At 44.6% G+C, this 12391-nt stretch carries 10 protein-coding genes; 7 read left to right on the forward strand and 3 right to left on the reverse strand.

All coding sequences use genetic code 11. From position 1 onward, the window contains the following. Nucleotides 1–452: 452 nt before the first annotated feature. Nucleotides 453–1499: a DUF3626 domain-containing protein gene (locus L2717_RS08020; protein ID WP_220772577.1), complete on the forward strand. Its 1047-nt coding sequence runs from the start codon at nt 453–455 to the stop codon at nt 1497–1499. A gap of 106 nt (nt 1500–1605) precedes the next feature. Here the strand turns inward: L2717_RS08020 and L2717_RS08025 are convergent, their stop codons facing one another. Next, a complete protein-coding gene (locus L2717_RS08025) occupies nt 1606–2124 on the reverse strand; it encodes a prepilin-type N-terminal cleavage/methylation domain-containing protein (protein ID WP_220772576.1) in 519 nt (172 codons plus the stop codon). Nucleotides 2125–2400: 276 nt separating this feature from the next. On the opposite strand from L2717_RS08025, the gene cydD reads away from it, so the two are divergent. Genes cydD through L2717_RS08040 form a run of 3 tightly spaced genes read left to right on the forward strand, consistent with a single transcriptional unit; the run spans nt 2401 to nt 6749 of the window. After that, nucleotides 2401–4344 (forward strand): heme ABC transporter permease/ATP-binding protein CydD, encoded by a 1944-nt coding sequence (gene cydD / locus L2717_RS08030; RefSeq protein ID WP_220772575.1) that lies wholly within the window; start codon nt 2401–2403, stop codon nt 4342–4344. Continuing rightward, a complete protein-coding gene (cydC, locus tag L2717_RS08035) occupies nt 4341–6092 on the forward strand; it encodes a heme ABC transporter ATP-binding protein/permease CydC (protein ID WP_220772574.1) in 1752 nt (583 codons plus the stop codon). Before cydD ends, cydC begins: the two co-directional genes overlap by 4 nt. Before the next feature lie 57 nt (nt 6093–6149). Then, complete coding sequence (locus L2717_RS08040; protein WP_220772573.1) at nt 6150–6749, forward strand: class IV adenylate cyclase; 600 nt, start codon at nt 6150–6152, stop codon at nt 6747–6749. Between the two features lie 113 nt (nt 6750–6862). Here L2717_RS08040 and L2717_RS08045 read toward each other — a convergent pair whose 3' ends face one another. Then, entirely contained in the window at nt 6863–7039 is a 177-nt protein-coding gene (locus L2717_RS08045) for a helix-turn-helix domain-containing protein (RefSeq protein ID WP_220772572.1), read from the reverse strand. 84 nt (nt 7040–7123) lie between these two features. Continuing rightward, entirely contained in the window at nt 7124–7861 is a 738-nt protein-coding gene (locus tag L2717_RS08050) for a DUF599 domain-containing protein (RefSeq protein WP_248938023.1), read from the reverse strand. 337 nt (nt 7862–8198) lie between these two features. On the opposite strand from L2717_RS08050, the gene L2717_RS08055 reads away from it, so the two are divergent. Genes L2717_RS08055 through L2717_RS08065 form a run of 3 tightly spaced genes read left to right on the forward strand, consistent with a single transcriptional unit; the run spans nt 8199 to nt 12260 of the window. Further along, nucleotides 8199–9746 (forward strand): OmpA family protein, encoded by a 1548-nt coding sequence (locus L2717_RS08055; protein ID WP_220772570.1) that lies wholly within the window; start codon nt 8199–8201, stop codon nt 9744–9746. A 22-nt stretch (nt 9747–9768) separates the two neighbouring features. Further along, nucleotides 9769–11406 (forward strand): hypothetical protein, encoded by a 1638-nt coding sequence (locus L2717_RS08060; protein ID WP_220772569.1) that lies wholly within the window; start codon nt 9769–9771, stop codon nt 11404–11406. Further along, nucleotides 11406–12260 carry a hypothetical protein gene (locus L2717_RS08065; protein ID WP_220772568.1) on the forward strand — a complete coding sequence of 285 codons (855 nt, stop codon included), beginning with the start codon at nt 11406–11408 and terminating at the stop codon, nt 12258–12260. The genes L2717_RS08060 and L2717_RS08065 overlap by 1 nt, the downstream gene beginning before the upstream one ends. Nucleotides 12261–12391: the final 131 nt, after the last annotated feature.

Raw genomic sequence — 12391 nt, forward strand, 5'->3', positions numbered from 1 at the left:
CTTACAGGATCGGCCCCTTAAGTGCCATCGAATATAGATTTTTACGCCAGTTTTCATTCATATTGGCACACAAATAGCTTGTCAGACTGTTGAAGAGAGGCTTGCTAACCTTGTAAGCATAAATGGGGATGGCGCAACTTAGTGGCTAAATACGTGTCATAGATTAATCAGGTGGGCTATTGGCAGTCATTAACGCTGCAACACTAGCCTATCTTTAGTTATTCAGGCGCGATAATAGGCAGATTTTTACACATGTTACATAAGTGAATGCTAGATCACTTCGTCATCAGTAGATTGGTATAAAATGAAGGCTATTAATCTATCGCACTTAACACCGCTTTATAGCTGATATAACTTAAGATTCCGTCTGTGTATGCTTGCGATAGCGAGGATGTTTATTTTAAGGTAAAACATCTTCGTAAACGGTTAACTACTCCTTTAATAGGTGAATTATGACAGCCATACAGCATATTGAACGCCTTGCTCGTGGACGCAGCGAACAGGCCGTTGCTGTAATTAAAAATGTGCAACAGATGTCAAATATCCCTATGCATGAGATGCAACTCGCCCTCAAGCAGTTACTCCACTGTGGCCGAATTGCACTGCATTTCCATCCCGATAAAATTGATAGCCGTGGTATGACAGTGGCTGAAGGTTTACTGCGCGATGGCCAATACCGTAGCCAATTTGAAACCCATATCTCTAATGGTCAGTTGTCACCTGAGTTAGGTGGCCCACGAGATCATTGGGAAAATCAGCTTTTTGGTCATGTTTATAAGGGCACTAAATCACGGCCTAAGTACGGCGCACTCGATCTGGGCATGTGGCAGGATGGCCCGGCCCCCCGTTTTGGTAGTTGCTATTTACTGACCCAAACAAATGTGCTGGCACGCTCAACCTTTAGTTATCTAGATTCGTACCGTAATCCCAAGGAAAAGGGTACGCTATCCTGTTTTGATGACATTTTAGCCGCGCTGCTGACCGAGAGTTTTGAGCGCCATTATGCTTTAGGGAAATCGGATTTTAAGCCATTAAATGTGATCCATTATTTGGCGCATCAGCTCAACGCTTCTTTGCTAGCACGTTTTGAGCGCCCGTTATCAAATAATCTCGACCATTATATTGAGGCCCAGATCCACGGCGATGTATCACTTGATAAAGATATTGCCATGCTGGTGGCAGATCCCAGCTTTAAGGGAACGGATATTGGGTTAACGTTAAGCAATATTTGCGATAAGTACGATATCGAACTGCAATATCACGACGGTTTTAGTTTGCACACAGCGCAAATCCCGAGCGATTTTCGCGGTCCGACTATGCCATCACTGGCGAGCCGTATCGCGATAGACGATAGGGTTGATGCCCATGCTATTGGTGTGGCAATGCGGGATTTATACCATTCACCGCAGCATTGGCGCGAGCGCGGTAATCGCGCCCAAGTCGCCCACGAACTTAAGTTGCTCTGGCATGTGCTAGTGAAATACGGTGCGGTACAGTAAGGGCTAAGCCATTTAAAAATCCTTTAATGGTAAGATTTAGCTCTAACAAAAACAGCGAGTCAACTTAAAGTTAACTCGCTGTTTTTTTAATGGTTTAAAGGTCGCCCTAGCAACCTGTGTCGACTTTTTTATAGGTGGGAACACCAGTCGTTTCCCATTTGTAACTGATGTAGCAATTGGTTGCTTCGACTTGAGCTTGATTCGGCGTGGCAAGATTTAGTTTTTGCTTTGGCGCGGCAATAACTTCATAGGTGCCGCTAGTGGTGTGAATGCGGTAGGACCATTCATTAACATTGAGCCCTGCAGCCTTAAAGATTTCTGGCGCAGTAGCGTAAGCATCGCTTGGGGTTATACCGCTGGTGCTAGCTGCCCAAGGTTGGTAGTTTTCACCACGAATATCGTCGTAAACGACTCGATTGGTGGTGCCGCTGTTAGCAATTTCAGATTTCGCCTTGAATAAAGTGACGGCGGATTTCATCGATGCAAATGCTCCAGATAACTGACTTTTATAGGCATCTGATTGTAAATTGATGAATTTAGGAGCTGCAACTATGGCTAATATTCCTAGAATAATAATGACCACAATGAGTTCAATTAGGGTGAAACCGGCATTTTTATTTGGCATAGGTAGCAGGCACTTAATATAAAGAGCTTAATGCTATCGAAGTTTTGGCTATCAGGCTAGTGCTAGGGAAAGTTCCGTTAACTCAGGTATTTTTTTATCTTTAGCGCGTTTCTGTGAGTCTGCTAGCAAAAGTCTGTGGGAGGGTTTCATCTGCTGTAGATGCCTGCGATACTGCGTCCCTATCGAAACGTTTTCGCGGTTACAAGTACTTTAACTCAGTCGTTATCGGTATACATTTCTGCTATTCATCGCTTAATTTTTTCTTGTTGGAGCACCATGGATAAGTCGTTAGAAAAATCCCTTCTTGTTTGGCTAAAAATACAAAAAAGAGCCTGTGGCTTGTTCCTTAAGTTGTCATTATGGCTGGGCATGCTAAGCGCTATCGCTATGGTGGTGCAGGCTTATCTTATTGCGACGATCCTTGATGGCGTCATTCTTGGCGGTAAGTTCATAAATAGCGAAGCTATAGCCGATAGCGGCACTCAGCCTTTAACGGTTAATATCGCCGCTTTTATGCCACATTTTATTGGTTTAATTGCGTTAATGTTTTTGCGCGCATTACTTGCCTATGGGCGTGAACGCGCCAGTTTTGAGGCGGGTAAACGCCTACGAGGTCATATCCGCTCAGCAGTAATGGACAAGCTGATTAAGCTTGGGCCTGCGTTTATTAAAGGTAAGCCCGCCGGTAGTTGGGCCAGCATAGTGTTAGAGCAAGTTGAAGACTTACAAGACTTTTATGCCAGATATCTTCCGCAAGTGAGTCTGGCTGGTTTTATCCCGATTCTTATTTTGGCAGCAGTATTCCCACTCAACTGGGCGGCAGGATTAATTTTATTGCTCACCGCGCCGTTAATTCCTCTGTTTATGATTTTAGTCGGCATGGGCGCTGCCGATGCTAACCGTAAAAATTTTAATGCACTAGCTAGGTTGAGTGGTCATTTTATGGATAGATTAAAGGGCTTAAGCACCCTAAAACTATTCCACCGTGGCGATGCTGAACTGAACGTCATAGCCACGGCTTCGGAAGAGTTTCGCAGCCGTACCATGTCGGTACTGCGGCTCGCATTTTTAAGCTCGGCGGTATTAGAGTTTTTTGCGGCGGTGTCGATTGCGGTGTTAGCGGTATATTTTGGTTTTAGTTATTTAGGTAACTTAGATTTTGGCTACTATGGCGCTCATGCCAATATTAGCGCGAGTGTCGATCCTGAACTGGGTGGGATTCCTTTTAGTTTGTTTACTGGGTTGTTTATTCTCATCTTAGCCCCTGAGTTTTATCAACCACTACGGGATATGGGCACGCATTATCACGCAAAAGCGCAGGCCATTGGCGCTGCAGAGGCCTTGATTACCTTGCTTGAATATCCTGAGCCCGAGTTTGTGGGAACAATCCGTATTAATAATATCCAGACGCTCCGCGCTGATAATCTTGAAGTATTCAGTGTAGATGGCACGCGTTTATTGGGCCCATTGAGTTTTGATGTCCAAAGTGGTGAACATTTAGCTTTGGTTGGCCCAAGTGGCGCGGGTAAAACCAGCTTGCTCAATGCGCTACTGGGATTTTTACCCTACAAAGGTCATTTATTGATTAATGGCCATGAGTTATCTGCAATCGATTTACCCCACTGGCGGCAACACTTAGCTTGGCTTGGACAAGAGCCGCAGTTATTTCACGGCACAGTGCGTGATAACGTTGCCTTAGCCAATCAAGCGATGGCAGAAGATAAGATTTGGCAGTTGTTAACTGCGGCCAATATAGCCGAGTTTATTAAAGCGCAGCCATTGGGTTTAGACTCGCCGATTGGGGAGCAATCTTCAGGGTTGTCCGTTGGCCAAGCCCAGCGTATTGCGCTAGCAAGGGCGCTTGGACAGCAGGCAAGTTTATTTGTACTTGATGAGCCTACTGCGAGTTTAGATAGCCAGAGTGAGCAAGCGGTAAGCGCAGCCTTAAACACTGCGATGGCTGGCAAGATGTGCATTATGGTGACTCACAGATTAGATAAGCTCGATGAAATGGACAGCATTCTCGTGCTCGATAAAGGCTCGATAGCGCAGCGCGGCAACTTTACCACTTTGTCTAACACGCCAGGGTTATTTCAAACGCTATTGCGGGAGAATGTTGAATCTGTGGCAGATATTGAACTTGTACCGTTATCAAACACTAGCTTGGTTGACTCCACGCTCGATATTGCCGCAGATATCACTCAAGGAGACCGCCAATGAGAGTGCTGATCCCCTTTATTCGATTGTTTTCGCGCCAATGGCTCATGATGTCCGTGGGCTTATTGTTGACCATTATTACCCTCATCACAGGTATAGGTTTGCTGTCACTGTCGGGCTGGTTTCTTTCTGCTACTGCGGTAGCGGGTTTAGCGATAGTCACAGCACAAACATTTAACTTTTTTACGCCCGCGGGCGGGGTACGATTTTTCTCAATAGCGCGCACCGCCAGTCGTTACGGTGAGCGTTTAGCCACCCACGAAGCAACCTTTAAACTACTGACTGAGCTGCGCGTCTGGGCGTGGCGTAAGTTGTTACCGCTCAGTGCTAAAAACCTACAAGGGTTACGCCGTGGCGACATGCTCAATCGCTTAGTTGCCGATATTGATACCCTTGATCATCTCTATCTTCGTCTGCTCACGCCAATGGCGGCATCATTATTGATGACGGGGCTGTTGTATCTGTTCCTCGCTTGGTTTGATGCCAAGCTTGCCCTGAGTCTTTGCCTGTTCTTAGTGGCGGTTTGGTTAGTGATGCCATTACTATTTTATCGACTGGGACACACGCCAAGCCGCACGATGCTCGAAACAAAACGTCAATATCGGGTGCAATTATTAGATGTGTTGCAAGGCCAAGCCGAGCTGAGCTTATTTGGTGCTAACGACAGATTTAGGCAAAAACTGAATGAGGCAGAGGCTAGTTTGTTCAAAAGCCAAAGTGCGATGGCCAATATTACCGCGCTTAGCCAAGCCATGTTGATTATCTCAACGGGTTCAGCCTTGATTATGATGCTGTATTTAGCCGCTCAAGGGGTAGGCGATGCAGTGCCGCCAGGGCCGATGTTTGCGCTTATGGTGTTTGCCACAATGGCCTGCGTTGAAATGATGATGCCGATTGCGGGCGCGTTTCAGCATCTGTCTGGCTGTGTGCTCGCGGCGACGCGGATTAATGAAATCACCGAACAAGAGGCCAATATTCAATTTATGACCGATACAGGCTTAAGAGCTAAATCGGGGGCGCTGTTGATTGAAGATATCCATTTTGGCTATCGTGAAGGGCAAAGTGTGCTGCAAGGGTTGTCCCTTGAAATCAAAGCCGGAGAAAAAGTGGCGCTACTTGGGCCAACGGGTTGCGGTAAGTCGAGCTTATTGGCGCTCATCACCCGTGAATGGCAGGCGCAGCAAGGACTTATCAAACTCGATGGTCATGTACTTTCAGATTATAGCGAGCGCGGTCTGCGTGAGGCGATTACTGTGGTGAGTCAACGGATTTATCTATTTGCAGGCACCTTGCGCGAAAACTTAGTATTGGCCTTACCGGTTGTCGAAGGTGAAAAACGCACCGCCCATGATGCGCGTTTGATTGAAGTGCTACAAAGAGTCGGGCTTAGCGCTTTGTTGACGGGTGATAAACCGCTGGAGCTATGGATTGGTGAAGGTGGGCGGCAGCTTTCAGGCGGCGAGCAGCGCCGTATTGGTGTCGCGCGCGCCTTATTGCGTGACGCACCATTACTCTTGCTCGATGAGCCAACCGAAGGCTTAGATAAGCGTACTGAGCGAGAAATTTTAAGTTTACTATTTGAGTTTGCTAAAGATAAAACCTTACTGATGATCAGCCACCGTTTGACCGCAATGGCGAAGATGGACCAAATTCATCTGCTGCAAGAGGGCAAAATTAATGCCTCTGGCACTCATCAAAGTTTGATGGCAAACAGTAAAGAGTACCAAGCTTTATATCAAAGGCTTGCATAAGTATTTATATAAAAGACATCACGCTATATTTTGCATATTAAAACTGGAACCGTGTCGATGAACCCTGCAATGCCAGTCGCCTTTGCCCCTCAAATTAATGCCCACTTTAGTGGTAAATTTGAGGTTGAGCTTAAATATCGCTTACTAGATCGAGATGCCTTTTTTGCGGTTTTGCAAACAAGAAACCCCGAGGTCATGCTCGAAGATAATCTAGAGCATGACTGTTACTTTGATTTAGCGTCACACTCACTGATAAGCGAGCATAAGAGTTTGTGTATCCGTGAGATGCAGCCATCGGGCATTATGTTGTGGATAGTCAAAGGCCCTGAAAAAGACCGCTGTGAAGCAGTTAATATCACAGATGCGACTAAGGCTAAGAGTATGCTGCATACCTTAGGTTACGAGTGTGTACTTGAAATCAAAAAGCGCCGTAGTATTTATTTTCTCGGTAAATTTCATCTAACACTGGACAATCTCGATGGGCTAGGGGATTTTGCTGAGCTGGCGATTATGACCGATGATGAAGCCCTGCTGCCTGAGTTTGAAGCGCAATTACTGCAACTAGCTACCGAATTAGGTTTATGTGAAGCGCAGCGGGAGCTTTTATCCTACCGACAACTCTCTCAAGCTTTGAAGACCAACGGGCTTAAAAAATGATATTGCCCCAAGATGATTGGGGCTTGTTAACTAAGTAGTCATATTGCTGATATATTCGTAATACTTATATATTCGCATAAATATCAGGCTGTTATACGGCCAGATATTAACAATTAACCTAAGCGTTGCGAAAATGAAAGGTAACGTTTTACTTCAGCTTCGTTGAATTTTAATTCGTCACCTTCTTGCACACTCGATAGTAAGCTTTCCCGCGCAAAGCGTTTGATCGTTGCTGGTGTCTTATCGAGCATTTTGCATACTTCATCTAAGGTCAGTAAGTTCTCATTCATTGGGCTTTCCTATCATTTCGTTACGGTAACAGCAGTATAGGACAATAATGAAAACCTTGAACACGCGCTAATTAGCGAATTTAATTAGCTATGATGATCGTGCGAGTCTCCTCTTATTTGGCTTTCTACCAGTAAGTAGCCTTGTGCTGCTGTAATAGCAGTAACCGCGCGGGACTTGAACTCGCGGCGATATAAAGTTGCCACCACAAATAAACTCGCTGAGATAAACAATATTGGGTGTACAAACCAGCACAATACCGCCATCGAGAAATAATAGGCTCGCAACCCATAGTTATAGGAGTGTGCGGCTTGATCTTGTACCGTTGCCATTTGTCTGGCGTAGGCTTTGAGATTATCGTTTGAGCCATCGCTGTCTAATGGCCCCGCGCCAATCATGACATTCACAAATCCATATTGGCGCATTGACCAAGTAAACTGAAAGAAGGCCATCACAAAGATGCCAACTAATAGGGCAAGTTTGACTTGCACCAGTGAATGATTGGGTGGTGCAGCGAAAGGAATCGTCGATATCACGCTCTCTAACCGTTCAACTTGGGCAAATAAAGTCAGCACACCCGCGAGAACAAATAGGGTTGTTGAGGCAAAAAAAGCAATATTTCGTTCAAGGTTGGCCAGTAGCGCAGCATCACCAACACGCACATTACGGGTCATTACCTCAAGCATCCAATAAATTCTATGCTTATTCAGGCCACGGGCAATACAATCAGTATCTTTCGCCTTAATACGGGCAAAGGCGGTATAGCCAGCCCAAGAAACGATAAACCACATCAATGCAGAAATATCTAACAGCGAAAATGTCATAGCAACCTTAGTAAAATTAACATGAGATAAAACGAGAACAGCGTCAGGTGCTAATTATGGGCTGTTTGAAAGAGTCGGCGCAACAGAGAAACGACGACCTTGGATAATTTTTTTTGATAGTGTTTAAGAGTTCACATTAAACTGTTTTGCAAACGCTTAGGCATCGGTCATTAAAGCTATTTTAGGTAGAAAATTACTTACAAATTGCAGCTTTAATTAATGTTTTGATTACATAATTGTCAACTTTAGATTGACTTTTTAAGGCTAATTCACTCTAATCCCTAACTTATTTTATGTATAGAATTCCGTTTGAATTTTAAAAAAGTTAGGGATGACGATGACGTTCAATTTCAAATCCATATCGCTAGCCATTGCTGGCGTATTATCGCTCAGTAGTTGTGCAATCACTCAATCTGTCGAAAATAATAAAGAAACCGTTATTGGTTGCGCCGTTGGTACAGGTTTAGGCGTACTGATTGGTAATTATTTGGGTGGGAAGAAAGGCATGGTTTATGGCGGCGCTGCAGGCGCGGCGATAGGTTGTACCGTCGGTTATGATTTTCAGAAGAAACGTGAAGCGTTAGAACAATTAGCCAAAACTGAAAACCTCGATATTCAATTCACTTCAATTAGTGCTTCACAGGACAGTGATACGCAACAAAGCAGCCTGTTGATTAGTTCTCCTGAGCAGACTATGTCTAAGGATGAGCAGCAAAAGTATGCTGATTATCAAGTTGTGGGTATGGCTGCGACCGTTTCGAGTAATGAGGTGATGTTTGCTTCGGGATCCGCTGAAGCCACGGCAACGGCTAAACAAAAGTTTCAAAAACTCGCTGCTATTTATAAAGATTCTAAACAAAATATCTTGATTACTGGGCACACAGATGCCAGTGGTGGAGAGGCGCTAAATCAGGAACTCAGCGAAGCAAGAGCGCGCTATGTCGCAACGCTTTTTAATCAAGCGGGTATTCCGACAGAACGATTATTCTTCCAAGGTGCGGGCGAATCACAACCGGTTGCCGTCAACAGTGATGATGCGGGTAAGGCTAAAAATCGCCGCGTTGAGATTGTTGAAATTGAGGGTAAACCGGATCAATTATTGGCTTACTCCTATAAGCAAAAAACGAATCTGAGTTATTTATCCCGCCGTTCGCAGGATAAAGTGGCTACGGTTCAACCGACAAAAGAAACCGCTCAAACTACTCCAGCCCCAAGCTCATCGACCGCAGAGTCTGCATCAATCGAAATGACGCCGTCAGAAATCGTGAAATTACTTGAGCCCGTAAAGCAGCAACAAGCCCTCGTTGATTTTGGTGGCAAAAAAATGGCAGACGCCTCGACTAACTTTGCCCAATTAGTGGGAGTTAAAAAAGAGAGCGGTTTTGCATTATTCAGCAAGGCCTATGCGTCAGAAATATCCAGTTTAAACTGCGCCGTAGAAGGGCCTCGGGTGACGGGTGATGTGAAGAGTTTATCTACGGGTGAGAGCTACAATCGTAATGATTATAACACCGCAGATTACTTACCCGGCATGAACGGGACGGTTTGGGTGAGTAAGGTTAACGGCCATTATATTGGTTTAACACCGGTGGCTGTCATTAAAGACAGTGGCACAGCGGTCTCTGCACCCAAGGTAAATATTTGGAAGAATTATAAAGGTTCAAGCAAAGACGCGCCTAATTATCAACTGACTAGTCATGTAGAAACTTATTATGGCGATAAAGGTTTGTTATATCGAGTGTTTACAAGTGAGAAAGACTCGCCAGTGCGCTGCATGGATTTAGTGATGCCCATTGATCGTTCAGCTGCTGCGATTGCCGGCAAACTGTATTACGAGAAGAATAAAGCGGTTTATGAAGCCGATTTTGAACCAAAATTGTTATAAGAAACGCGCTTAGGAGTTAGAAATGGATTTGGTGTCTACGCTGTTTAACGAGTATCGCGCGTTAGTGTCGCTGTTACTTTCTTTAATGGTCTTAGTGGTCGTGATGACCCTTTGGTGGGATAAAGTGAGCTTTTGGTGGCTCAATATGTGGTATGCCTTCCCATTGATCGGTAAGGAAAGTCGCCTAGCGAAAGATTATGAAACCCAAGTTAAGATTTACGATAAAGATTGGCTGAACACTGAAGTCGCGCTGTGTACCGACTTTGCTGCTCATTATGAAAAAGTAAATAAAGACGAAGAATTGTTTAGTAAAAGCCAAGATTACTTGGGTAAAGTGACTGAAAACGGTCGTAATAACTTACACATTTTAGGTTGGGTCCTGATCGCCGCCTTGGTTTTTGTGGAGGCGATGGGATTTAGCTATGTGCTGTCTGGTTTCACTATCCCTGGCGCATCAGAAAAGTTGCAACAGCAAGGTGCTGTGGGTATTGCTTTTATCATTTCAGTTTTACTGGTTGGTTTAACCCATTTTACTGGGCATGAATTACATGCCAACTCGCTGATTAAAAAGGCGAAGGTATGGTGGAAAAATGCTAAAAATCGTGATAAAGCCACCCCAGAACTCGCGCCTAATACCCGCATTAATTTAGATAAAACCTTTGACGATGATGACGAGCCGCAATACAAACAAGTCATTAATCGGATTTCTACAAATGCTGAAGTTAAACCCCGTTATTTCATCACGGCGGTTACCGCGATTGCGATTATTGTCATTGCAGTGTTGGCGACGTATGTTCGTGGTCAAGTGCTTGAAAAAATGCACATTGACGAAGTGTTGATAAAAACTTCTGGTGAAATGTATCAAACTCAAGATCCCTACGCTGAAGCGCCGCCCACATTTTTAGTGGCAGAAGCGAAAAGTGCCGACGATAAAGCCGGTGGTGATATTTGGGAACGTGAACAGAAAGGTGGTTGGGGAACCTTCATCTTCTTGGCATTCCTGTTTGTACTGTTACAAATTTTCGGTATTTTGATTGGTTTTAAAACCGGATTTGCAGGTAAGCACTCTAAAGATGCCCGTAAAGAAATCGGTAACTTTAAGAGTGAGCGTGAGTTTAAGACGCATTATTCACGCTTAAAGCAGCAAGTTGCACGTGTGGCGCAAAAACGCTTAACCAACTTACAACAAAGAATGAATCAAAAGGCTGAGATTAACTGCCAAGATCCTAAAGTGTTGCAAGTATTAGAAGCGTGCGGCGATCGTTCATTCTTGATGTATATGGAAGATTTAGGCAATGCCGAAAATCGCTATGATCAATCGGTACGTTTACGCGAACACCAAACGTTAGCCAGTCATCAGGCGCTGAAAAATGCACCTGCTGCGGCAGAAAAAGTCGCTGTGGTCAAAGTGGTAGACGATGTTGTCACTGAGTCGCCAGAACAAATGGAAGCCAGACTTAAAGCTGAGTTGATTGCCGATGCAGCTGCAAAGCAAGCAGCAGAAGCTAAAGCCGCAGCTCAAGTAGAAACACCTGAGCAAGCTGAGCAGCGTATTCGCCAAGAATTGCTTGCTGAAATGGCGCCACTACCAAAGGTGGCTGAAACGGAAGAGCAGATGCGCGATCGTTTACGCAAAGAGTTGCTGGGAGAATTAAGTTAATGGCATGCGTGACAAAGCTCGCTAAGTTCGTTATCGGTGGCCTATTGGGGTCTTTCGCTATTTCTGCGAGCTTACCGCTCATCGCTGCCGAGCGAAATGACATTAAAAGTTGCTACGAGTTTGCCAAAATTGATCCCAGTACCGCGACATCAGTCCCAGGGCGGCACTTATTTGTGGCAATCGATGGCACCTTTTCCCCTGATCTTAATATCAAACAATCAGTACATGAAAAGGTGCACCTTTTTCTTCAGCCAGGCGACAAAATCACCATCATCAGCTTTAGTGCTTATGTGAAAGATTATTATACCGATGTCTTGTTTAGTGGCCGATTGGACACCAACATTGCTGATAGAGATGATGTTTCAAAGAAAAACTTGATGACCTTTGATAGCTGCATGAATAAACAGGCTCAGTTTGTTAAGAGTAAAATTGATGCTCATATCAAACATGCTTTTAAAGCTGATGATGTGGATTTACCCAAAACGGAAATCCTCAGCAACCTTTCGCAAGTAATAGCGCCGCAAGTGGCAGCTGATAACGAAGGGCGACGAGTGTTGTTATTGGTCTCTGATATGGTTGAGAACTCGGATGTCACCAGCTTTTACAGTAAAAATGCCTTAAAAGTTATTGCTCCTGAGCAAGAAATGCAAAAAATTACTAAAGCTAATATGCTCAGTGATTTTAAGCAGGCAGATATTTATGTTCTAGGTGCAGGCTGGGTTCCGGCAACGTCAAAAGGATTTCGTGGTGGCCAAGTCATGTTGCCGTTAAAGCAGTTTTGGCAGCAATATTTTGCATCATCCCATGCCGAACTCAAAGGTTTTGGTCAGCCGGTATTAATGACCGATATGTGATGGCTTAATGTTAATTTATAAGGACAACGAAATAGTCGGTATGTGCCTTGTTCTGACCCTAGTAACAGCTTATGTAATTGATATCATAAATAAAAAAGCCAGACGAAAGTCTGGCTTTTTGTTGGCTTAGT

The organism is Shewanella glacialipiscicola (genome assembly GCF_023283485.1).
Classification (GTDB): domain Bacteria; phylum Pseudomonadota; class Gammaproteobacteria; order Enterobacterales; family Shewanellaceae; genus Shewanella; species Shewanella glacialipiscicola.

What these genes read in the sequence shown, in the direction of transcription:
- L2717_RS08020 (WP_220772577.1), top strand. Translation starts at nt 453, where the DNA reads ATGACAGCCATACAGCATATTGAACGCCTTGCTCGTGGACGCAGCGAA.
- L2717_RS08025 (WP_220772576.1), bottom strand. Translation starts at nt 2,124, where the DNA reads ATGCCAAATAAAAATGCCGGTTTCACCCTAATTGAACTCATTGTGGTC.
- cydD (WP_220772575.1), top strand. Translation starts at nt 2,401, where the DNA reads ATGGATAAGTCGTTAGAAAAATCCCTTCTTGTTTGGCTAAAAATACAA.
- cydC (WP_220772574.1), top strand. Translation starts at nt 4,341, where the DNA reads ATGAGAGTGCTGATCCCCTTTATTCGATTGTTTTCGCGCCAATGGCTC.
- L2717_RS08040 (WP_220772573.1), top strand. Translation starts at nt 6,150, where the DNA reads ATGAACCCTGCAATGCCAGTCGCCTTTGCCCCTCAAATTAATGCCCAC.
- L2717_RS08045 (WP_220772572.1), bottom strand. Translation starts at nt 7,039, where the DNA reads ATGAATGAGAACTTACTGACCTTAGATGAAGTATGCAAAATGCTCGAT.
- L2717_RS08050 (WP_248938023.1), bottom strand. Translation starts at nt 7,861, where the DNA reads ATGACATTTTCGCTGTTAGATATTTCTGCATTGATGTGGTTTATCGTT.
- L2717_RS08055 (WP_220772570.1), top strand. Translation starts at nt 8,199, where the DNA reads ATGACGTTCAATTTCAAATCCATATCGCTAGCCATTGCTGGCGTATTA.
- L2717_RS08060 (WP_220772569.1), top strand. Translation starts at nt 9,769, where the DNA reads ATGGATTTGGTGTCTACGCTGTTTAACGAGTATCGCGCGTTAGTGTCG.
- L2717_RS08065 (WP_220772568.1), top strand. Translation starts at nt 11,406, where the DNA reads ATGGCATGCGTGACAAAGCTCGCTAAGTTCGTTATCGGTGGCCTATTG.